Source organism: Enterococcus diestrammenae, from assembly GCF_049384045.1.
GTDB classification, from domain to species: domain Bacteria; phylum Bacillota; class Bacilli; order Lactobacillales; family Enterococcaceae; genus Enterococcus_C; species Enterococcus_C diestrammenae.
Genome location: NZ_JBMRGR010000016.1, coordinates 20,316 through 42,358, shown reverse-complemented (window position 1 = coordinate 42,358; position 22,043 = coordinate 20,316). Strand labels below are relative to the sequence as shown.

Below are 22,043 nucleotides of genomic sequence, written 5' to 3'. Positions count from 1 at the left end.
GAAAAGAGAAAGAAGGAAATGCTATGCTCGGTTTGCTCTTCGTTGGTATTTTAGTTTTCATCAATTTTATCATGGCTTATAGTGTGGGGTTGGCGGGAAAGCCCCACAAAAGTATTGTCTTGGAAAATACCTTGCCCCAATCTCAGCTGAAGCATCCGGATGTGGTGGCTTTGGGTAAGGAATATCGGCAGCGCCTCTTATGGGCAGCTGGCCTCTTTTCCCTCCTTTCGTGTAGCCTCTTTTTGATCCACTATGAAGCCATCTTCATGACCCTTTTTTGGCTTTTCCTATTTTTGCCGATGGTGACGATGTGGGGCATCGAGGTGCATTACATTCGTAAAATGGCCGCTCTCAAAGCCGCAAAAGGTTGGCAGTTACCAGTAACACCTGTACAAATCGATACCAAACTACTGGTCACCAAAAATCAAAAAATTCTCGGCTTTGGCTGGTTGTTACCGCCGCTGGTGTTGACAATTGGACTATGTATTTTCGCTTGGTTTAGCAACATTGATGGCAAACTCATCTATATTCTCACTGCCATCTTTTTGTGGATTGTCGCTTGGGGCTGTTGGTACGTGGTGGGACGCCTACCGGTTGCTGCACCCAGTGAGGATCCCCAGATCAATCGCCAATACAACGATCTCACCAAACATGATTGGTCCGTAGTGGCGGTAGGGATTGCTTACGGCATGTTAGTCGTCTTCGCCTTGCCTGTTTTAAGCATGTCTCTGCCTGCTAGTTTCTCCAAACTCTTGGCGGCCCTCTTTATCTTGTTAACCTTTGGCAGTATTTTTCTATGTATCTGGTATTTATTGCGTCTTAGAAAAAAACAAGACCAACTGTTGGCTACGACAGCTCGTTTTCGCTATGCTGACAAGGACCAATATTGGCGGTATGGCGTGTATATCAATCCTGATGATAAAACTTTGATGGTCTCCGATCGCATCGGCTTGAATATTGGCGTAAACTTCGGTCGCCCCGCTGGTAAAGTTTTGGGGGTTCTCACCTTGTTATTGGTCCTCGGGTTAATGGTCTTTACCTTGTATCCGACGTATCTCTGGGACTTTGCCAAAGATTCCTTCACCGCCAATCTCCAACAAGAACGCTTGGAGCTGGCTGCCCCTTTTGTGAAACCCTCTAAAATTGAACTAGCGGATATCGAAAGTACCAAGCTAGTAACAGCTTTACCCGCCCCTACCACCCGCTCCAATGGTTATGGAGGTCGTTATTACCAAATGGGAAAATTTGAAGTCGCTGGCAAAAATGCGACCCTCTATCTAGATACCCGCTCCAAACCCTATCTACAAATTGTTACCGCCGAACGGGATTATTATTTTACCTTTAAACAAGCGAGCGAAACCAAGGCCTTTTATCACCACCTGACCAAAGCCTTGCCTGCACATGATTGATCAAAAATGGTCTCAACCCTTGGAAGTGTTATCATTTAACATTCCCGAGGGACAGTGCTAGACTAATATTGTAAATGGTATGGCTTCAAAAAATATGTCAAAGGGATGACAATCATGAATAAAATTGAAGAATGGTTACAACAAGGTGGAGAAATCTTCGTTGTGCAAGAAGGCGAAGGTGGTCACAAAATCAGCGCCTATGACGAATTGGTCAAACTCGCCATGCCCAAACACGGAGACGGCCTAGCAGAAGCAGTCATCATCGAAAAAGATGGCCAGAGCCTGAAATCCACCGCCAACGAACCCGGTCTGGATAACCTCGTCTCAGCCATCGAAAAAATGATCGCTGACTTCACCAAATAATCTGGGCCTCATAACAAAACCAAAAAGCCCTGGTACAACAGCTCGTTTGACTGTTTTACCAGGGCTTTTTTTGAGATAAAAAAAACTTCTTCTGGAGACCAATCAGAAGAAGCACGATAGCTAGAGCCTAACAGACTCCGCCGATGACTCCGGCAGTAGGACTCGAACCTACGACATCATGATTAACAGTCATGCGCTACTACCAACTGAGCTATGCCGGAATGAATGATTTTGATAAAATTATCTTATCAATTGCTAGCAATTTTGACAATATCTTTTTGGCAATTTTCGCAAAAATCTTTTTGAGTACCTGCCCCGACAACCTAAAAAAAGCTGAAACCTGTTATCTAAAGGTTTCAGCTTTTACTTGTGAAGCCACTTAACGGCTTAATAGCTACTTTTTGTACTGTTTTTATGCACATTTTAATGTGTGAATAAACACTGAAAACAACACATATCAAGTCAGCTAAAATTATATTTCGTGGCAAGCTCGTGGCTTAGCCACAACAGATGGTTGTATTTTTTTTATATTTTGTTCGCTTTACAAAACAAACATACGTTCGTATAATTTTAGTGAGGTGAGCAAGATGACAAATGAATTGCATCCATACCAAGACAGAAAAAAATTAAAGTGGAACGGCTTCTTTTTATCCGAACATACTGCGATGGTGGCCAAAGAAAAGAAAGAGCGGGCTATCGTAATCAAACCAAAAGAAAAGCTAACAGAAGAAGAAATCGGCTCTATCCTGTCGGAGGCTGTAGTTAAAAGCAAGCGTGTAGCCGTCCAGTTAGATAAAGTGGTAGACGATAGCTATCTGCCCGATATTGCTGGCATGGTCAGCGGTTACGACGAGGCTGGCATCTACGTTGGCGGTGAGCGAGTTAATTTTGACGAAATCAGGAATGTGGAGTTTCAATCGGTCGCTAAATGGTCAGAGTTGGAGGACTAGTATGAAAACTATTCGTGGGACAGTGTCTAAAATCAGAATCATAAAAATGGCAGCCTCTCCCCTCGTCTATTTTAAATTAGGCGATATCAACTGCTTAATCGCTGCGCACTCGCTATCCTTTCTGGCAGATGCTGCGGAAGGTAGTAAGATAGTAGTAGCTGGAGAATACAATAGCAGGAAACAGTTCATCTGCCGTCGATATACGGTAATTGGTAAGCCACAGATAGTGATTGAGTACGAAAAATCTATGTATCCACACCGAAAGAAAGTATAAGCTGCGTATCTACCATTAAAGGAGGCGGTTGCGTGGGTACAATCAAATACTCAAAATCCCACATCACAGTCTAAGCAGACGGCAACACGCATATCTGTCTGGCTGGTAGTTGGAATATCTCGCAGTTTATGACATGTTAGTGAGCCTGCTATTAATTTAGCGGGCTTTTTTTGATACAAAAAAAGAGCCTACGAACGGCTCTATTCATCGGAATCACCAAAGTCAAACTCTATTTGTTGCGCTCCTTTAATGTGTTGCAAAACTTTAACTACTGCGTACTCTGGTTTCAAACCTGAATCAGTTATCTTCTGTTTGGTACGTAACTGTACCTTTAAAGTATCGTTGGCACCAAATTGAGTTTTGTTGTTTTTTACATTAGCGACAAATTCTTTATCCTCAATCCTTGCATAAAAAGATTTACCACCGTCTGTCAGCTTCCACTTTTCATCAGCGAATGAAATATTGATTATTTGCAGGTACATAATTGATTCGGTAGGCTCTAACTCTGTTTCTATCAATTCCGGAACCTCGAAAGAATCTTTGTCATCTTTCGTTATTGTTAGGGTCTTCTCGGTTTCTCGTATTACCTCAATTGTATTGATACCAGACTTATTTAGTGGTTTAACAAATTCTTTTGTTCGCTTCCTAAACTCAACATTTTTACTTGCCTCGTAAGATTCTTTTGGCATTGTAAGACTTGTCTTATCATCAAATGTAATTTTAATTTCTCCATCGCCAACTTTTTCTTTGGCTGTAGGAGCAGCTTTTTTTAATTTCTTGATGAAAGCAACAGCTCCGAAAATCCAGTGACAATTGCAATGAGAGATTGGATTGCATCAGACTCTTTACCAGTAAACACATCAATAGCTTGAGAAAGCAGATCCTTACCATTCACAAGCAAAAGATCGACTATAAACGATCCTTCATCTGTAGCTTTAATATCCAAAGATACCGGCTCCTGGTACGGATAAACAATGGTTTGGTACTCTTGTAGTGCTTCTGATAGCGATAGCAGTGATGGCGCAAGATCTTTAATGGGAATTCTTCCATCAACTATAGCATCTCCAGCATATCGTACCGAAAATTCATATTTTGCCATACTTATCCCTCCTTCAGAATGATAATACCTCAGCGATAGTCAGTTGGCAATTCCCAACATGATACATTAAAAAATTCTTGTCCACTAATCCCCGTTTTTACTGAATAAAACTTTTTTCATCAATCAATGGTATAATTTAACTGTGGCCTTTCTCCCTTTCCTAGAATGCTGTCCTAACCAACATCTAAACCCGGCCACACTTGTCCCTTGTCAATTCCAGCAGATTGAGAGGGGCTATTTCCGTCTCGTTTCAGTCATTTTAGCTAAATACTCATGTGTTATAATGATGCCGAGGTGATACCAATGAGAAAAATACTAGATACCATTTTGACCATACTATTGTACTCGTTATTGTTTTTGGGAATGATTATTGTCATCATTGTTGTTCTGAAACTTTTCTCAAAATGAATTGCGCTCTCGTTTTTTCAGTGGTACTCTACCTGTGAGCCTTCATTAATTTATTGGCTCTATGTACACGAAAAGTAGCCGGTTTTCTCCCAAAGAATCTTCCCCAAGTTTCCTGAGACCGGCTACTTTTTTGTGAAATACGTTGTCCTACATAATCTAAACAAGAAATCAAATTTTTGCAAGTGATATACTATTTCCGATAGTTGCCCATTAAAAAAGCTCGGGACCTCAGCTAGGGGATTCCGGGCTTTTTGATCTGCTAAACTTTGTTTTTGCTTACTTGAGATAAACAGTAGGCACCCAGCCGAATCCATCTACCTCAGACCAGTTCTTGCTACCGTGGACTGACTGCCCATTATTAGCCGTAGCGGTGACTTTGACCTTTGTACCCTTTTTAAGGATACGGTAGCCACTAGCAGTTTTAACGATTGGGCTAGAAAGCGACTGACTCGTGTAGACATTAAGCTTGTCGATAGTTACCGTTTTGTTCTTGCTGGTTGATGGTTTGGAGCTACCATTTAAATCTGCTGCAGCTGCCCACCCAAGGCCGTTAACATGATACGGTTTTTTCTTGCCTTTAGCGATTTTATCAATCTTTCCAGATTTACCTCGACTCTTACTTGATTTGCCAGATCCATCCGCATCCTTATACAGATTTCCAGTGACTTTAACGGTATCACCTGTCTTCAGACCAGCAGTTGGTTTTGATTCAGAAGGGGAGCTATCTTTATATCCAAAACACGCCAGCATCGCTGCAATCGCCTTATCTAAATTCTTGACTAGTTTATCCATATCGGATTTGTTATCAACAAAAGCCCATTCGATTAACAGCACTTTTTTGCCTGGATAACTATTCCGTGCTAAATATAGCCAACTACCATCTTTAGCACCACGATTGGTTAACCCCGTTGCTTTAGAAATAGCAGCTACCATTTCCTCTGCCTTGCTCTTACTTGATGGTGAGCCGTACAAGACCTCCACACCGTGCGCTGTGCCATTGAATGCATTTAAGTGGTTGGACAAGGCCCATCCGTCTGCACCAGCATTAATTTTGGCAGTGATATTTCCAAGATTACTATTTGCGCTTGTGCCGGCATTGTCCGTTGTGTCTTTTGCTTTTGTGATAGTTAAAATCTTCTCGTTGATTTTCCGAGTAAAATCAGCCTCGTTATATCCATGCCCGCCAGCACCTGGATCAAACCAAGTGCTACCTGTTCTCTTACCACCGTGACCAGCTCCGCTACTTACGATACTCATTCTACTTCATCCTCCTTGTTGTAGTTATAGCTAGACACTCCAAAAATCAATCCAAGAAACGCGGTGAAAGCTGTCCAGATTGTCAGTACATCCTCTGTCATTGGCCAGTTGACTGTCTTTCCAACGACCGCGAACAGAGTACCTAAGCCTGGCATCACTAGTCCTACTGCCCACTTAATGACGTTGTACTGCTCATCAGTTAATTTAAATTTTGGCATTTGTTATTCTTCCTCCTTCTCAATTACAGGCATGGCACAGATACGTTCATACATCGCATGGCCTGTGCCGTTTCCTCCGAGTCCACTGTAGGCATTCCACAGATGGCTCATGTTATTTAGTTCTTTCATCGTCACCGCGCCACGTTTTAAAATGACTTCGTACGATGCATAAATTCGGTCGTGGAGACTGGCTAGGCTGGCTTCTTGGCGTAGATTGCCTTGTGTTTCTAAAGTGTCCAGCCGCGTGTCTAATTCTGTTTGGCCTTTTAGCAGTTCATCTAGCTGATCGTTACGCTTTTTAATCTCCTTATAGAGCTTCCAAAATTGCCGGCCAGCAAAGATGATTCCACCAATCAATCCCACGCCAAAATATTGCCCAAAAAATTCGTTAATCTGCTCCAACACTTCCATCTGCATTCCTTCTTCTCACTAAAATAAAAGGCAACCGACTAAAAAGCCGATTGCCAATAGTGCTATTCCGCTGTTTCTTCTTGCTTTTTTGCATTTGCTACAATCTCTGCCACGTTGTCTCTGATGGACGCTGGCACACTTTCAATTGTGCGCTTGCCTTCCAAGATATGCGTGGCATAAAGCATTTCTAAAGCTGAATATTCCATGTTATCCCCTCCTTTCTATCTGCTTAATAGCATATCTGACAGGGCCAGCAGCGCTTCTTCTGCCAGCTCCTGCCGTTGTTTGAGTTCCTTGTTTTCTTGCTCCAGCGCTGTGATGGTCTCTTCCACTGATGGCGCTGGTGGTGTCTGCTCATCAATGATGGACTGGATGAACGCTGACATTAGCTCTGGATTATCATCAAACTCACCAGCTAACAGCTCTTCAAAGAGAGCCAACATTTCATCATCCATAGCCAAGCCTTGCTCTATTACAAGCGAGATATACAGTTCTTTAAAGCGTTGCAATTGTTCTTCCATGTGGTACCTCCCTAGATGTCTCCCGCAACAAAACTGCAAGAAACGTTCAACCAGCTTCCAGCATCACAATCTGCATAACTAGATCCACTGCGATAACGGGAAAACTCAATTCTTCCGTCAGTGTTTACGTACATTAAATAAATATTTCTACCGCTACCTTGCATTAAAAAATTACACCTTTGAGCAGGTCTATATCCAACAGGAATAGTTCCCATTACAGATGCATCTCCGGCCGGTATTACGGAACTGTTTTTAAATGATCCCGTTAATTGCACTAAGCGTCCATTGCGTGTTGCCGTGGGCCAGTTAGATCCACTAGTAGCATACTGACTCCACCCACTTGCCGCAGGAATCCCTACTGTAGGCAGTGTCATCAAGTCCTGATACGTCAAACTAACTTCTCCATAGGTTGGTGCATATCTTGGATCAGTAATGCCAATTCCATTAGGCCCAATTGATGCTCCCTTGAAAGTTGATACACCTGCATTCCCTTGGCCAACAGTCAATCCACCATTTCCTAGTGACCATGTACCTACACGCTGTGTTTTAGCAGCATCAGAATACATGTCACTCTGCAAGTAATCAGGATAGATTGTCAGTAACCCATTAGACGTACCAATGTTAGACTTCCACTCCATGCTAATGTTACCTGCAACAGTAGTAATTGCATGGATTTCTGTACCTGTGTCACCATAGTCAGACTCATTGACAAACCTTGAACCATTGATAGTTGTCCCTGTAATGGTGCTACCTGATATTGTTACTGCATTAAGTTCAACAATATTCAAGATAGACTGCTGGATAGTCTGCCCTTGCCAGCTCCCGTCATGGTAGACGTAGAAATCAGTCACATTGCCATTGCTGTCAGACTTCCACCACTGTTGCCCCTCTTTAGGATTGGCTGGTTGTGTGGGTCCAATGTACGGGTAGATACCTGTCATGCCTTGGATAAGAGCAGGCGTGGTATAGCTGACTGTGCCGTCAGACATGGTATTTTTAACTCTGCGCCAGACGTAGAGATTAGGGTTGGCGTTGTTTGGCACAGTGGTGGACCAGTTACCGCCTGTTTGACTGGTACTACTGGTGGAGACGTAGTATTCTTCTGTCACGGAAGATACGCTGACGCCGTTGCTTCCATCCTCGCCATCCTTACCGTTAGTACCATTATTCCCAATTTTGCCAACAGAATAGCCAGTCTCTGTTGTGTTATCAGTGTATGTCCACACAGTGCGTGTCCACATAAACTGCCCAGCCGTAGCCGTTGGAGGACTAGCTACCCATCCACTGGAGGGCGCTGTAGTCCCACTTGATGTCACCGCATACGTGATGGCCGTTGACTTAATACCCACGCCATCCTTACCAGCAATCCCGTCATTGCCGTCATTGCCGTCCTTTGCCACGTAGGCCACAGAGTAGCCAGTTTCCGTGGCGTTGTCTGTGTATGTCCAGATGGTACGTGTCCACAGGTATTGACCTTTGGTAACAGCAGGAGGATTGGCTACCCATGTGCCTGTTGGTGCTACTGTACCAGATGTTGATGCTTGGTAGCTGACTGCTGTGGACTTGATACCCTTGCCGTCTGCCCCAGCTACGCCATCTTGCCCACTCTCGCCAATAATGCGTCGCCACGTATAGTCAGCTGGATTCTGGCTTGCTGTCTCACTGTAGTCGGTGTACGTACCCTCGTACAGTGGGTAGGCATTGGCGTAGTCAACATTTTTGGGCGTGGTGTATGGTGTGGAAACACTACTCCATTCTAATTTAGGAACAGCAACCCTAAATGCAGTTGTATTAGCAACATTATTTGTCCTAAACAGAATAATCAAAGCTATATATGCTGTACTATCACCTTGAATGGTATACGTGTTAGAGTATTCTCCCCACGCACCAAGTGTCAAATCAGGGTGAATATCTCCTCCCCATTTGTATCTATTAGATGCTTCTGTCTTATACTCTTCAACAAGAACATGTGCTATGCCAGTATCTCCACTAGCATTAGGTGCTATACCTTTTAAAGCTATGCTAAATGATACTTTGTCACCTTTTTTTCCGTTAAATTTAGTTCTAGCTTCAGTAGATGCCCGCCTAACAGTTTGCCAGTCTACGCCGCTAGAAGTAGCTTGTACAACAGTGAACCCTTTATAAGTTTCATCAGTAACAACATGAACAGTGCCAACAGACCAAGAACCTGTGTCACCTGTAGCATCACTAATTATATTTTCATTTGGGTATACTTCAGTAAACCTATCCGTCCCATCAGGACTCCAGCTCCACGCTTGATGCACAACAGGTGTCTGGCCGTCATCACCAGTATCGCCTTTATCCCCTTTAATCAGAGACCATGCGTATTTTGTTGGGTCAGTGCTGTCAGCTTGCGTGTAGTCAGTATAGGTCCCAAGATACGTCTTGCCAGCAGAAACAGTGGTGCTAAAGCCTGTTTTACCGTCAGCACTGTTAGCCCAAGCTGTGTGGAAGTATGGCGTTTTACCATCTGCACCAGCTTTACCAGCCGTACCTTGCGCCCCGTCAGCACCTTTGACCAGAGTCCAAGCATAGTCGCTAGGTGTGGTGCTGTCAGTAGCTGTAAAGTCCACGTACATCCCAATGTATTTCCTGTCAGCGTTGGACACAGAAAAATCTACTGTACCATCAGCGCTGTTGGCATACGCTATGTGCGTGTACTGTGTTTGACCGTCAGCGCCTTTTGGACCAGCAATCCCTTGGTCACCTTTAGGACCTTGTGCGCCAGCCACACCACGCTCACCAGTATCACCCTTAATCTTGCTCCACGCATACTTACTAACGTCTGTACTGTCCGCAGACTCAAAGTCCACATACTGTCCAAGCCAAGCTCCTGCTGTTTCCCCGCTGTTAGCTGTCAGTGTTTTACCGCCATCATTGGAGTATTTAATGTGCAAGTAGCTTGTCCTGCCGTCACTACCTTTTTCTCCAGGAATACCGTCCGCACCTTTAACCAGTGTCCAGTCATAATCAGCAGGACTGGTGGACGGTGTAGGATTTTGCGATACTTGCATACCAACGTACATAGCGCCAACAGGATTATCTGTCATTGGTGTACCGTTGGAGTTGATGGAATATTTAATGTGGAGATAAGCTGACCGCCCATCTTGACCGTCTGCACCGTCAAAGTAATCTGACCCCTTGACTGGCGTTTTTCCGTCTTCGCCGTCGTAAACTTTAACAACCACACCGCTTGCCCCGCCAAACGTTTCTTCGCCTTTTAACGCCACATAGCTAAACGTAGCGGTGTCTTCAAAATCGTCTGGTGTCACTGTCAGCACAGTGCCAAAGTCAACGTGCAAAGCGTTCCATGCCTCATCTGGCGTGCCGTCTTTTAACTGTTTAGTCCAGTTAAAACTGTCAAACTCGCTTGTCACATCGTTGTTGTTTTTCTCGGCTTTGGCAGTATATGTCACCTCACCAATGCCGTTTTTAAACATCGATGACCCGACGTTTTTTAAACTAAAGATATATGTTCGAGCGACTTGCTCGGCATAATCTTTGACGTCATCAATGCGGTCTAACAACGATTGGCTGACCAAATTGTTTAGCACACGATAATTGGAGTACACCGTCTTATTTCTAGTGGGGTCGGTAAAACTGATGACTTGCTCGCTGATACGTGCTTCCAGCATCAGAATCGGATTGTATGCTTCGTCAATCGCTCGCACGGTGTCCCCAATATCCACGTCATAAAAGCCTTCAATCTCATACTCGTAGGCCGGCATACATTTAAGCTGTAACTCGGTTAATGCCCGATTGTAAAGCTCCGTGTCGGATTCCGTATCGTAGCTAAACTGCCCAACGATATACCCGCCAGATTTCTTTTCTGGTGAGCCGTAGATTTGATTAGCCATTGGAGCATAGAGGTATTCAGAGCCTTTTTTGGTAAAGTAAGCCACGTTGCCGTCAGCATCTTTAACCTCTTTCGCGACATTTTTGATCGTGACGTATTTCCCATCGTTCTCGTGTCCCCGTGGTTTAATCGCTGTGATTAATTCCGTTAAATCCACATTTCGGCGGATGCTTGAGACCTCTCGCCCGTATTTTAACTCGATATCTGGACGGTTAAGCCCTACCCGTTTTCGTAAGTGGACCAGTTGTTTGTTAACGGTTCGATCATCATTAAGCTGTGTCTCAAACTCTAACTCGGCATCAAAGCTGTTACAGATAGACAACAGCCGTTTTAACACGGTATCGTCGCCCTCCCATTTAAGCGTGCGGGTGTTTTTCGCAAACTCGTTAATGCCGATGGTATAACCCGAATCGTACAAGCAATCGTTGACGTATTTAGCGATGCTATACGCCTTGTCAGCGATGTACGGCCCGCGATACTCATTTAACAGGTCAAACGATAAATCCTCACAAAAAAGACGTATCGAGGTTTCCGTTTCCTCGACACGCCGAATCGTAAATTTATAATCTTTGTTTTTGTAAGTGAATATCAGAAAATTATTTGCTACGAGATACTGGAAGTCTTCCATCTCAATGTCCGTCGCATTGGAGTATATCCTGTGCTTTTTAGCGACAGTTAAATCAAACGTACTCGCACCATTATCCAAATAGCGATGAAACTCGTCATCAGAAAAGTGGAGCGCTCCAGACACTTCATTATCCATTACCGCTACTGTTTCATCGTTCTTTGTTACTACATAGATTTTCAAAGGCTAAAGCCACCTTTCTCTCAAAGTCCCCGTCACAATTGGCGTTTCCGCAAAGTCCGAATAGTAAAATTCCACGTACCATGTGCCCGGCGGGATTCTTAAATCCACCGAACCTTGAATGATATCGTTCATCGCTAAAAGCTGATTGACATAAAACTTGCCAGTTGTGCCGTCATAATGTAGGACATCGTCCGCGCTATAGCGGTTCGGGTCATCCGCCCATTTATCAACATTAATCCACCTAAAAACAAAGTTTGTGATACTCTCGCCCAAACTGTTTAGTTTTGGAACTAGCGCATTGTTAAATCGTGCGTGTGGCCAGTAAGTCGTGCCAGTAATCGGTACATCGGCCATTTCAGCAACCGTAAATTTCTTTTGGTACTGCCAGTTGTATTGTGCGACGTTATCGTTGGTGCCAAGCTTACGGATTTGAGTAAGTCGGAACGTAATCGCGCTTCCTACACGAGAAATGCGCACGTCATACCACGAGCCTGTGGCTTTTTTTAGATCGATGCTAATCATCGTTTTTATCACGTCACTATCCGGTGGCATAACAAGAAATTCAAAAATTCCTTCGCTTTTCGTGTTTTTGCTATCACGCAAAACCGCTGTAGCCACCACGCTATCACCGCTCAGTAAATTAAACTCTTCGCGTATCATTTGTTTTGGCGAAGTCGTTCGGAAATTGCACCGCCAAATGGCTTCGAAATTACCAGTATTAATACCGTTAGAGTTGGATGGAATATCTCTGTATAATGTTGGACCAACCCAACAAGCCTCTGTATTTGCCGGAAAAACAGGTACCGGCCCCTCGCCCGTCCAATTAAAACTCCCCTCACCAAAACGGTTAGGAATGCCAGAAACGGCGATAGGATAGTATGTTTTGGCTTTTGTGCTGTTTAGCTCCCAATTTGGTTCGTCAGATGGCCGTAAGCTGTTCTTGGCTACAACGTCTGTGCGCTGATACGTGTGGCCGTCTACTTCCGCAGCGTTACCAACTTCAAACGCACCCAATGGGCCGACAACGCCTAGAAAGCCATTGTCTGATGTCATGGTGGCGTCGAAGGAGAGTTCGGTTGTTTCTGTTCCGTTGTTTTCGATTTTCATCATCAGGACACCATCGGAGTTTAGATTAGCGATGTATTGCGTTTCGCTAACTGATTCAGAGTAGCCTGTCGGGATAACCCAAACGATGGTGCCATAGCCGAAGAAATGCTTCTCGTCCACGTTAGTATCTCCGTCAGGTATAGCCATGACATATTTATCTGGCTCATCACCAAAAATAACAGGAACAGGATCACTAACATCTAAAATCCCAGCAAGCTCACGCCGTTTAGAAATAAGATCATATCTCAAAATAAAATCCATTTCGTACGTCGTAGAGCCTTTTGAATAACCGAGATATTGTTCACCGTGTGTCATTCCTAGCTTTTGAAGGGAGTTTTTCCTTTCTGGTCCTATCCCTCTTCTTAAATCTGTAACTTGTAGATAGTCGTTTAGTTCCACGCCATTAACCAATACAGACAAGCTCATCGAATTCCCCCTCCTCTATTTCTTCTTTGTGATTCAAAATTATTCCGTTGTTCAACGTATTTGGCGGTAGCGAAACCAAGCTCTCTCGGAGCGTCCGGAGAAAGATAAACGGGTACAGTTATTTCTAAAGCGCGATCAGATTGCTGTTGTGATTGGTTGTTGTAGGTATTATAAATTTGGCTTGTACTACTTGGAGGAACTCTCAACGTACTACCAGAAATCACTTCGGCACTTGGAAACACAACTTCTGGAGAAATAGCCATGCTTAAACTATCCGCCATGCCTGTTACCGTTTTTTGAACGTCTAAGAAGCTACGTTCTAAACCATGATTCAGACCTTCCATGATGGCATTACCAGCGGGAATCAGCAGTTTTCTGTCATAACTGATTGGGCCTTTGTGCTCAGCGATCCAGCTAGCCACACCGCCAACAAAGTTTTTAACACCTTCAAAAGCCGATTGTAATCCACCTAAAAATCCATTCATGATCGCGGAACCAGCACCGCTCAAATTAATATTAGCAAGTCCGCTTAGCGTATTTCTAACACCGCCGACGATACCAGAAATTCTGGAACCGACAGATGAGAAGACCGAAGCCATTGCCGAAAACGCCGAACTAACAGCGGATATCACTGATTTAATCGCGCTGCCAGCCGATGATACGATGGACCGAATACCGTTCCATACACCAGATAAACCGCTTTTTAACGAGCTGCCGGCTCGACCGAGTGCGCTGAAAACTGACTTAATCATGCTAATAACTGCTGAAATTCCGTTGCCAGCTACCGATACAACAGCCTTAATACCGTTCCAAGCTGCTGAAAGCACGCTTCTTAGTGATCCCCCGGCATGACCTAATGCGCTAAATACCGACTTGAGCATACTAATGACAGACGAAATACCTTTGCCGGCAATCGAAACAATAGACTTAATATTGGTCCAAGCATTTGACAAAACTTTTCGTAAGGTAGTGCCTGAACCCGTCAAACTGGTGAATGTACCGATAACTACACCGACCCACTCTGCTACTTTGGACAAAGCTGGCGCAGCAGATTTCAACGCAGCTACTAAAAATTTAACGACTGGCGTTAAGATTTTAATAACGTTTGTAGCGAACGTAAACGCAGCAGACACGCCCATCAGTATGCCTTTGAACACGCCTCCTAAAAACGCGCCTACTATTTGAAAAGCCGGCATCAACGCGTCTGCCAGAATTGCAATCAAAGGTTGCGCAGCATTCCACAATCCGGTAAATGAATTAACGACCGACGTCACAGCAGGCGCCACAATCGCCATCAACGTAGAAAACGCGTTTTGAATTGCCGGGACGATAGCTGAAACAAAAATCTGAAATCCCGAAAAATCAAGGTTTGCAATTGCTGCGGAAATTGTTGAAATTATTGGAAGAACCGCGCTTACCATCGTTCCGAATAGCCCGGGGATTTGTCCCAAGACCACACCTAAAGTCTGCATAACAACCGAACTTAAATTTGAAAATCCTGTCTTTAAATTAGTCATAATCAATTGGACTTGTGACATAAACGACTGAAAAGCGCTAGTATCTCTAAAATTATCCATAAATAACGCGACTTGGAGCGTTCCTTCAGATATCCAAGTCAACAGGCGATTAACAGCGTCTGCCATGCTAATAAAAATGCTTGTCGCGCTTGATCCCCCGCTTAAAACACCAAAGAAATCAGAAACGACACCACCAACAGCCTGAAATATCACTTCTAAGTCTGAAGCAATTAACTTCAATGGTTCAAATGCTGACTTAACCTTTTTAAAAAAGCTATTAACATTTACGCTAACACCCAGCCTGTTAAACATTTCAGCAAAACCAGTACGAAGAAGTGTTCCAACGGCTGTTGGTAAGGCTTTCAGGACGTTTGTTACCATCGGAACAAAATTCCCAAAAAGAAATGTGGAAACGGTTTTAGCCAATGCGTTTAGATCGTCAGTGATATCCATACCTAGTGACATTTTGCCTAAGACGTTGTTAAATGCCGCTTTCATCGACGCTAACGAGCCAGAAAAAGTTTCAGCAGACTCTTTAGCGGTTGTTCCCGTGATGTCTAACTCTTCTTGTACTGCGTGGATTGCATCATAGACATCGGCTAAGTTGTTGATATCATATTTAACACCTGTCAACTTCTCGGCGTCTGATAAAAGCCGTTGCATTTCCTCTTTAGTACCGCCGTATCCAAGTTTTAAGTTATCAAGCATGGTGTAGTTTTGTTTTGCAAACCCCTGATAGGCATTTTGGATATCTTGCATGTTGGTACCCATTTTATTAGCGTTATCAGACATATCAATTAATGCCATATTTGCCTTTTCGGCAGCTTTTTCAGTATCTCCGCCCATTGATTGGAGCAAGGAAGCGGAAAAACTTGTGACGCTTGTCATGTAGTCGTTCGCAGATAATCCAGCTGTCTTATATGCTTCATTAGCATATTTTTTAACCTTATCCGCAGAGCCTTTGAAGAGGGTTTCCACCCCACCGAGAGATTGCTGCAGATCAGCGCCTTGTGCCAAAGAAGATGACACTACTTTGCCAATTGCTACAGCGGACGCAGCAATAACTGCTCCCGCCACTTTTAAACCAGTGGCTATTTTCGAGCCAAGGCTTCTGCCGGTTTTGTCTCCGGTTTCATCAATTCCTTCGATGCTATTTTTAACATCATCAACGGATTTGATTGCTTCTTTCCCATCCGCTTGGATTAAAATTCTAACTTCACCATCAACCGCCATAGTCAATCACCTCCGCTTCATTTCTGTCTGGCAAAGCAAACTCCGCTTTTTGTTTTCTGATTCTCTCTCGTTGTTCTGGATCTTTGATTTTTGATAAATCAGTTGAACGTATCTGCCGAATTTGACGAAAAACAGTATCGTCAGGCAATGCATTTAGCAAAGCGACAAACTTCGTCCAATGCAGCTCACCTTGCTGATTTATCAAATCAATCCGATATGTCTGCATAAATGCTGCATAGATATATCGGGCGTCAGCATCAAAGTCAAAATCAGGTTCTTTGTCTTTTTTAGGTGTCGGCATCGGATCACCATTCAAGTCGTATCTAACACCCGTCGTCTGTTCTGTCGTAATCAACTGATTGATTTCTTCATAAGCTTTTATCCATTTGGTACTTTCCGGAATGTCGCCAACGATTAATAGCTCAAGGTACGTTTGGAGCCTGTCAAAAAACGTCATCTCTTGGTCTTTTAACGCTCGAAACGCGGTTAATACTTGGTCAAAGCTAAAATCGAGCGGATAAACGACATCGTCTATTTGGATTTCATCGGTGAATTTTTCGTCTAAACGAAACATGCGATTCACCTACTTTTTGCGATTTTTTAGATACTTCGCTTGTTTATTTTTTGATTGAAGCTGGATTTTACCGATTCTTTTCTGGATTTCTTTATCGACATGTTCCGAGACTTGTTCGTAAAGCGCGAGCATATTAATAAAGCTACTTCCTCCGCCAGAAGCAGAAATTTTCTTGTATGTTCCACTACCAAAATCTGCATCAAAACGAGCTTCTAGCATTTCTTCAATGCCTGCTACCAACTGCTCCAAGTTTTCATCGCTAATCTCTTCATCACCGATAGCTTCCGCATATTTTTCTTGTATAGCTTCGATAACAGCCAGAGTTTCTTGCTGTTTTTTGGAATAGTCTTTTAATGCTTTGTCGCTAATGTCAACGTGCAGCACAAAATCTTCCACTTTTGATGGGTCTTCTTTATCCTCCACGCCGATTGGGATATTAATGACGGCGGAGCTTAAAATAATTTTTTCTGCCATGTTCTTCCTCCTAAAGAAAAAAGACGGCTGCTATTAAGCAAGCCATCAATTGTTAGTTATTCTCCGGAACCTGTTCCGGCTGGCGTTATAGTTGGCGTTTTGACAAAGTCTAAACGTCCAGACAGCACGCCGTATTCAGTAGCTGTACCACCACCAGATTTGATTTCTAGTGCTTTAGCGATGCCTTCTACCGTGTCGCCGTTTTCTTCGATAATTTTATGCCACAGCAAACGTTCTTCGTCAGACTGTGTCCGTTTCATGCTGTGGATTAGTTTGTGAGCTGGGTCTTCGGGATCATATGTCCCTTCAAATGTCCATTTTTCAGAGCGCCCCAACAAGATTTCTTCTTCGCTACCATCGCCCGCATAATCACCCGCAGTGTCGGTATTTTCTTCGGAGTCATCGTTGATATCTGTGACCCATTTAGCAAGACGCAGATATTGTTCTTCCGTTGGTTTGGTCGCTTCGTCAGTAAACGGTGCGATATAGTGTTGGCGTAGCGCATTCTTTTTACGTGCCATTTTTCAGCCTCCTAATTGTAGGATGTAACTTCGATAGCTACATCAAGATTAAAAATGTAATAGCCAGTATCATCCAAATTTGTGATAAACGGCTTGTTTGTAACGGTTATCCCGTCAAAATCAAAAGAGCCATCCTTACTGGACAGCTCCTCTAACTCTTCTAAAAAACTTTGTGTAGCCCACAAAGTCTGGTGTATTTTCTGTTGGTCTTTGGATTTCATCGCAAACTCAAAGTTTAATACTTGGTCTTTGATGCCGTCGTAATACCGGCGTACAACCTTAGACCCCGGAAGAGGATAGACTACGAATGACTCATCGGGTTTGAGATATCCGAGCAAACATCGGACGGGCAATCCGTCAATGGTATTCACGCTATCTTTTAAACGTTCGATTAAATCCATCAGAAACCCGCCCCTTTCACAAATGTTTCAAGCCATGTACTCATAAATACTCCCTTGGCCTTCTCGTCCCAACGTGGGCCTGTTCCCGGTGTCGTGTATGTCCAGTTGCCCGGCGCATAATAGTGGCGTCGTGCATAGACCGAGTTCCATACTAATTGCTTGCCATCAGATGCTACTTGTCCTGATTGACGGAGATTCCCGTCTTTTTCTGGTACAAAGTTCTCATTCATATCCGACAGCATCTTGTTTGCCATGTAAAACTGCCCACGATCAAACGCTTGCTGGGATATCTTCTTTTTAACGCCGGAAAGGTCAATTTTGACTGATATGCCTGCCATCATTTAACCTCCAGTCGCCAGCCGATTTCTTGGCCGTTGATGATTAAAGGCTTAGACATCACGATGGTGTAGTCCTCACCGTCAAAAGTCACCGTATCCTCTACCTTAAAAGCCGGAATCTTGCCAGAATAGCGGTTGGTCATGGTGATTGATGCATTAGGCGCCGTCTCAGAGCTGTTGTTGCCAGACCGCGTGAATTGTGTCGCACGATTAAACCAACAGTGTTCGATCTCGACGGTCTCGGTGATTGGCTTTCCCCAATCGTCCTCGCCCGTCTTTACCGAATAACTGATGGTATGGCAGAAGGCTCGCTTAGGCGGTAACGGATAATAAGCCATTAGCCTAACCCCCTATACAGCAAGCCTGTGCCAGATAACGCCCAGATAGCATCTTCCGAGATGATAGACGTACTAGCATTACCATCAGCACTAGAACCGCCCGTAGACACGCTCATGCCGTCTACTGACCAAGACTGCGGACTACTCATTTCTGACGCTGTAGTAGCGCCGACTTGATGCATGTAATCAATCTGAAGCGCTACCGACTTCTTGAACTTCGTCCGGCGAAAGTCGCTTGGGTCTTCATCAATTGGGTTAATTTGGTAAAAGTTTCGTGTCTGCAGGTCCATGAAGTCACTGGCTTTTTCAACCAAACTCTCGAACTCTGCTTTGTCAACACTCTCATAGCCAAGCGCTGTGTATTCTTCATGCGTTAGATACGCCATCTTTATCACCGCTTTCTACCAGTGCCAGAAGGTCTGCCTTAATTGCGTTGGACGGATAATCTACGCCAATGCTATCAAGATACGCCTTAATCTCTGCCACTGTGTTCTTAGCTGTAGGACGCCCTAAAGCTGTTGTTAGGGCGGTTTTAGGGTGTCACTTCCGCAGCGACATAAGAAACGTAGATAGCTTTCTTAGCGTTGTCAAATACAATCGCATCGTAGTAGTCCAAACCTTTAATGGTATCGCGGTAACCAGACCGGTCGGAAGACGCAGGAACAGTGTCCACAGTACCAAATTTAACAATTGGCGCTACTGCTGTTAATGGTGTGATGATGAAGTTGATGGTGTCTTCGATATTGATACCAGCGAAACGATTTTTCGCCACTTTGATGATTGGCACACCACCGTCGATTTGAGCCACAGTACGGTTAATACCGTTGATAGCTTGTTGGTTGGTGCTGAAGGATTTAGTAACACCTTTTGCATTTTTCAACAGACGATAAGTTGCAGCAGAAACGAACATTACATAACCGCCAGGCACTTCGTTATCAGTCATGTATTCTTCGGCTGCATCATACGCCGCCAAAATAGTGTCTTCTGTCAACGTTTCAGTCACTTTGTTACCAGCATTATCAAACAACACTTGGACAGCGACTTTGTCACGATGTGGCACAGTGATCAAGCGTTTGTGTTCCGTCACCACATTGCTGATTGTCAACGCTGCGTTTTCGCTTCGGTCTAATTGGTCGACGTCGTAGCCAAACCAGTCTTCATGAGTGAGTTTCACTGTTTCTTTTTCGATGGAAATAGCGCTCCGTGCGTTGTCTTGGTTACGTTTGTATGCTGTCGCTTCCATGAAACCAGACATTTTGTTAATGCGCACTTCGTTAGCGCCGACAAAGTCTGCAGAGGTAATGCTTTTCGCGCCTTGGGTCAATACGTCCCAAACTTGCGAATCCGCTCGAAACTCTTTGTCTAATGTTGCTAGGTCTTTACTGTCTAATACTACTGCCATATTTATTCACCTAATCTTTCTTGAATTTTTTGTACAATGCTTTTACCTTCGTCAGAACCACCTTTAGGACTTCCACCAGCGAAAATCGTTGGCTTGTTAGGTTCTGCTGTTTGCTGAAACAAGTAATCATTAGCCTCTTGAACCGCCTTTAATTGCTCCTCTAAGCCTTCCACGCCTTTATCGGACACAGTTAACTTGTCAGCATCTAAAAGCGCCTTAACGGCTGTGATATTGCGTGCCCCTGCTTGTGTTACTGCTAGTTCGATTGCAGATTGCTTTTTAAGGTCTGCAATCGTTGTTTCAGAGTTGGTTTTTGCATCATCAAACTTGGCTTGTAATTCCGCAAGTTGAGTGGTTAAGGCTTCATTGCCTTTTGCTGATTCTTTCAGCGTGTCCAGCTCGGTTTGATTGGATTCCAACTGTTGCTTAGCTGTGTCCCGTTCGCCTTCTAAGGTAGCTACCTGTGCATTTAGTTGGGTTACGGTCTTGCCATGCAATGCCATGATTGACTTAGCTGTCTCCTCTTCAACTCCAAGAGCGATTAAATCTTCTTTTTTCATTTGTTGCGTCCTCCTAAGATTTTTTTGAGTGGCAACTACCACTATGAGCCGTCTTTTAGAGACTTCCGAGCAGGTCTAGGTAAAACAAAAAGCCCTATCGCTAGGACTTATCCACAATTATTTCCAAACCCGTCGAATTCGATGGGTTTAAACTACCTTAACCCCGGCTAGGGAGATACTTCGGACCACACTCCCGCCTGACCATTAACGATTGGTCTCCGATGTACAGCTACTAACTCGCCGTTGGCTCCATAGACTTCCTCAGTTTCCCATTCGTCCGGCGGTTTCTTAATCTTCCGCTTGATCTCTTCGATGCAATACCGCTGATAGTTCTCGTCCAGACCTTTAAAAAACTCCACAAAAGCATTTTCGTTACTCGGTTTTCCTTGGTTTTCCATAACGATTCCTCCTTAAGAATAGACCTGCTCCCGACTGTAATCTCGATGTAGTAGCGTATCGTTGTCACTGATGTATTGTCTAAGCGATGCTTGCCGTTTACGGATTAGTTGTCTAAAATGATCCACTTCCTCCTCGGTCCCGACTAGCTCCGTGGACCTAAGCATCTTCTTGGCTTGGCGGATAGAAGTTTCTAGGCGTCGTTGTTTGGCAACTAGCTCTGCATTCTTGATAGCCTCTTTCTCGCTTGGCGGCTTAGGATATTGGCTTATATCCATATCCGGCAAGCAAGGCGTCCAGCGATGGTGGCAGTTAATCCCACCACAGCCAGACGGCTCTCGCCATCCATAGTCAAAAACAGAAGGTAGATACCTTAGCTCGGCCGGCACCTGATTGACTGGAAACATCAAAACAACGTGCCCTTGTATAGGCGCACATGCTTCACGAGCCGCCGCTTTGGTACTCATATAAGCCGTGTAGCAATCGTATTCCGCCATGCGGGACAGTCTCAAATCATTGTTAACGTGATGATTGGTGCTATCAACTACCATGCGAACGTACCGCTCCAAGCTCCAATCGTGCCCACCTTTGTCCTTTAAACCGGTTTTAATACCGCTCTGGACTAATTCCTTAACCGCTCGTTTAAAAGCGTTCTGTGGCGTTTCTAGCCCCGTTGTGACACGGGCGAGGGTTTTATTAAGGATATCCGTGTAGGCTTTAGCTACGCCGTTATCTTCGAAGTTAGTTGATAGTAAGGTTTGATTAACATAGTTCTCAATATCAAGCCACGTACTATCAAATAATTGATTGAGTATCTGATCTAAATCAGACCAAGGCTTTTCAGCGCGGTTCATCAGGTTTGCGAGTCTCCTATTTTCATCGCTTGCTATCTGATAGCCGTCCTCTTTAATCAACGAGGCGAGCTGTTTCTTGGATAGCTTAGACGTCTGACTCACGAGCTTTTGAACTGTGTCCCAGTCAAGTGAGCCTAACTCATTCAGCTTTTGAAAATACCAGTTCAACACCTCGTCAGATTGAAGGTTTTCGAGGTCTTTTGTGTTCAGACGTTTCACAATCAGCTTGATGATTTCATCTTCTAAATGCTGGTATAGGTCCACTAGATAAGCGGATTTGATATCTTGCTGCGATTGCTTCGCCATC

25 protein-coding genes, 1 tRNA gene and 1 pseudogene are annotated in these 22,043 nt (G+C 44.1%); 4 read left to right on the top strand and 23 right to left on the bottom strand.

Features of this window, described 5'->3' with window-relative positions; translation table 11 throughout:
• Positions 1 to 23 precede the first annotated feature (23 nt).
• Both ACO03U_RS11065 and ACO03U_RS11060 read left to right on the top strand, forming a co-directional pair.
• Positions 24 to 1,409, top strand: a complete 1,386-nt coding sequence (locus ACO03U_RS11065) for a PH domain-containing protein (protein WP_204687363.1) — start codon at positions 24 to 26, stop codon at positions 1,407 to 1,409.
• Positions 1,410 to 1,523: 114 nt separating this feature from the next.
• On the top strand, positions 1,524 to 1,772 hold the full coding sequence (locus ACO03U_RS11060; RefSeq protein WP_161868844.1) for a hypothetical protein: 249 nt from the start codon (positions 1,524 to 1,526) through the stop codon (positions 1,770 to 1,772).
• Between the two features lie 147 nt (positions 1,773 to 1,919).
• On the opposite strand, the gene ACO03U_RS11055 is transcribed toward ACO03U_RS11060, so the two are convergent.
• Positions 1,920 to 1,993: transfer RNA gene (locus tag ACO03U_RS11055), tRNA-Asn, on the bottom strand.
• A 366-nt stretch (positions 1,994 to 2,359) separates the two neighbouring features.
• On the opposite strand from ACO03U_RS11055, the gene ACO03U_RS11050 reads away from it, so the two are divergent.
• Positions 2,360 to 2,722 carry a hypothetical protein gene (locus tag ACO03U_RS11050; RefSeq protein WP_204687365.1) on the top strand — a complete coding sequence of 121 codons (363 nt, stop codon included), beginning with the start codon at positions 2,360 to 2,362 and terminating at the stop codon, positions 2,720 to 2,722.
• Position 2,723: 1 nt separating this feature from the next.
• Complete coding sequence (locus ACO03U_RS11045; protein ID WP_204687367.1) at positions 2,724 to 2,996, top strand: hypothetical protein; 273 nt, start codon at positions 2,724 to 2,726, stop codon at positions 2,994 to 2,996.
• A 200-nt stretch (positions 2,997 to 3,196) separates the two neighbouring features.
• Here the strand turns inward: ACO03U_RS11045 and ACO03U_RS11040 are convergent, their stop codons facing one another.
• The 22 genes and pseudogenes from ACO03U_RS11040 to ACO03U_RS10935 all read right to left on the bottom strand — a co-directional run bounded on the left by ACO03U_RS11040 (position 3,197) and on the right by ACO03U_RS10935 (position 22,042).
• Entirely contained in the window at positions 3,197 to 3,778 is a 582-nt protein-coding gene (locus ACO03U_RS11040; RefSeq protein WP_479724081.1) for an LAPAL motif-containing putative phage structural protein, read from the bottom strand.
• A complete protein-coding gene (locus ACO03U_RS11035) occupies positions 3,766 to 4,095 on the bottom strand; it encodes a hypothetical protein (RefSeq protein ID WP_204687371.1) in 330 nt (109 codons plus the stop codon). Before ACO03U_RS11035 ends, ACO03U_RS11040 begins: the two co-directional genes overlap by 13 nt.
• A 684-nt stretch (positions 4,096 to 4,779) precedes the next feature.
• Entirely contained in the window at positions 4,780 to 5,760 is a 981-nt protein-coding gene (locus ACO03U_RS11030; RefSeq protein WP_204687373.1) for an N-acetylmuramoyl-L-alanine amidase, read from the bottom strand.
• Positions 5,757 to 5,978: a phage holin gene (locus tag ACO03U_RS11025; RefSeq protein WP_204687375.1), complete on the bottom strand. Its 222-nt coding sequence runs from the start codon at positions 5,976 to 5,978 to the stop codon at positions 5,757 to 5,759. Before ACO03U_RS11025 ends, ACO03U_RS11030 begins: the two co-directional genes overlap by 4 nt.
• A gap of 3 nt (positions 5,979 to 5,981) precedes the next feature.
• Complete coding sequence (locus tag ACO03U_RS11020) at positions 5,982 to 6,389, bottom strand: hypothetical protein (RefSeq protein ID WP_204687377.1); 408 nt, start codon at positions 6,387 to 6,389, stop codon at positions 5,982 to 5,984.
• A 62-nt stretch (positions 6,390 to 6,451) separates the two neighbouring features.
• Positions 6,452 to 6,595 (bottom strand): CD1375 family protein, encoded by a 144-nt coding sequence (locus tag ACO03U_RS11015; RefSeq protein ID WP_204687379.1) that lies wholly within the window; start codon positions 6,593 to 6,595, stop codon positions 6,452 to 6,454.
• Positions 6,596 to 6,610: 15 nt separating this feature from the next.
• Positions 6,611 to 6,910, bottom strand: a complete 300-nt coding sequence (locus ACO03U_RS11010; protein WP_204687381.1) for a hypothetical protein — start codon at positions 6,908 to 6,910, stop codon at positions 6,611 to 6,613.
• An 11-nt stretch (positions 6,911 to 6,921) separates the two neighbouring features.
• The gene (locus tag ACO03U_RS11005) at positions 6,922 to 11,595 is read right to left on the bottom strand and encodes a phage tail spike protein (RefSeq protein ID WP_204687383.1); all 4,674 of its coding nucleotides are present in this window, start codon (positions 11,593 to 11,595) and stop codon (positions 6,922 to 6,924) included.
• 3 nt (positions 11,596 to 11,598) lie between these two features.
• Positions 11,599 to 13,128 (bottom strand): distal tail protein Dit, encoded by a 1,530-nt coding sequence (locus ACO03U_RS11000; RefSeq protein ID WP_204687385.1) that lies wholly within the window; start codon positions 13,126 to 13,128, stop codon positions 11,599 to 11,601.
• On the bottom strand, positions 13,125 to 15,878 hold the full coding sequence (locus tag ACO03U_RS10995; protein ID WP_204687387.1) for a phage tail protein: 2,754 nt from the start codon (positions 15,876 to 15,878) through the stop codon (positions 13,125 to 13,127). The genes ACO03U_RS11000 and ACO03U_RS10995 overlap by 4 nt, the downstream gene beginning before the upstream one ends.
• Complete coding sequence (locus tag ACO03U_RS10990) at positions 15,868 to 16,452, bottom strand: Gp15 family bacteriophage protein (protein WP_204687389.1); 585 nt, start codon at positions 16,450 to 16,452, stop codon at positions 15,868 to 15,870. The genes ACO03U_RS10995 and ACO03U_RS10990 overlap by 11 nt, the downstream gene beginning before the upstream one ends.
• Before the next feature lie 9 nt (positions 16,453 to 16,461).
• Complete coding sequence (locus tag ACO03U_RS10985; protein WP_204687391.1) at positions 16,462 to 16,926, bottom strand: hypothetical protein; 465 nt, start codon at positions 16,924 to 16,926, stop codon at positions 16,462 to 16,464.
• A 56-nt stretch (positions 16,927 to 16,982) separates the two neighbouring features.
• Entirely contained in the window at positions 16,983 to 17,447 is a 465-nt protein-coding gene (locus tag ACO03U_RS10980) for a phage tail tube protein (protein ID WP_204687393.1), read from the bottom strand.
• 11 nt (positions 17,448 to 17,458) lie between these two features.
• Positions 17,459 to 17,848 (bottom strand): minor capsid protein, encoded by a 390-nt coding sequence (locus tag ACO03U_RS10975; RefSeq protein WP_204687395.1) that lies wholly within the window; start codon positions 17,846 to 17,848, stop codon positions 17,459 to 17,461.
• Entirely contained in the window at positions 17,848 to 18,189 is a 342-nt protein-coding gene (locus ACO03U_RS10970) for a minor capsid protein (protein ID WP_423104773.1), read from the bottom strand. Before ACO03U_RS10970 ends, ACO03U_RS10975 begins: the two co-directional genes overlap by 1 nt.
• Positions 18,186 to 18,524 (bottom strand): putative minor capsid protein, encoded by a 339-nt coding sequence (locus tag ACO03U_RS10965; RefSeq protein WP_204687397.1) that lies wholly within the window; start codon positions 18,522 to 18,524, stop codon positions 18,186 to 18,188. The genes ACO03U_RS10970 and ACO03U_RS10965 overlap by 4 nt, the downstream gene beginning before the upstream one ends.
• Positions 18,524 to 18,814 carry a head-tail connector protein gene (locus ACO03U_RS10960; RefSeq protein ID WP_204687399.1) on the bottom strand — a complete coding sequence of 97 codons (291 nt, stop codon included), beginning with the start codon at positions 18,812 to 18,814 and terminating at the stop codon, positions 18,524 to 18,526. Before ACO03U_RS10960 ends, ACO03U_RS10965 begins: the two co-directional genes overlap by 1 nt.
• 76 nt (positions 18,815 to 18,890) lie before the next feature.
• Positions 18,891 to 19,031: pseudogene (locus ACO03U_RS10955) on the bottom strand (HeH/LEM domain-containing protein); the annotation flags it as partial.
• A gap of 25 nt (positions 19,032 to 19,056) precedes the next feature.
• Positions 19,057 to 19,926: a capsid protein gene (locus ACO03U_RS10950; RefSeq protein ID WP_204687403.1), complete on the bottom strand. Its 870-nt coding sequence runs from the start codon at positions 19,924 to 19,926 to the stop codon at positions 19,057 to 19,059.
• 2 nt (positions 19,927 to 19,928) lie between these two features.
• Entirely contained in the window at positions 19,929 to 20,486 is a 558-nt protein-coding gene (locus ACO03U_RS10945; RefSeq protein WP_204687405.1) for a phage scaffolding protein, read from the bottom strand.
• Between the two features lie 167 nt (positions 20,487 to 20,653).
• Positions 20,654 to 20,884 (bottom strand): hypothetical protein, encoded by a 231-nt coding sequence (locus tag ACO03U_RS10940; RefSeq protein ID WP_204687407.1) that lies wholly within the window; start codon positions 20,882 to 20,884, stop codon positions 20,654 to 20,656.
• A 12-nt stretch (positions 20,885 to 20,896) separates the two neighbouring features.
• Positions 20,897 to 22,042 carry a phage minor capsid protein gene (locus ACO03U_RS10935; protein ID WP_204687409.1) on the bottom strand — a complete coding sequence of 382 codons (1,146 nt, stop codon included), beginning with the start codon at positions 22,040 to 22,042 and terminating at the stop codon, positions 20,897 to 20,899.
• Position 22,043: the final 1 nt, after the last annotated feature.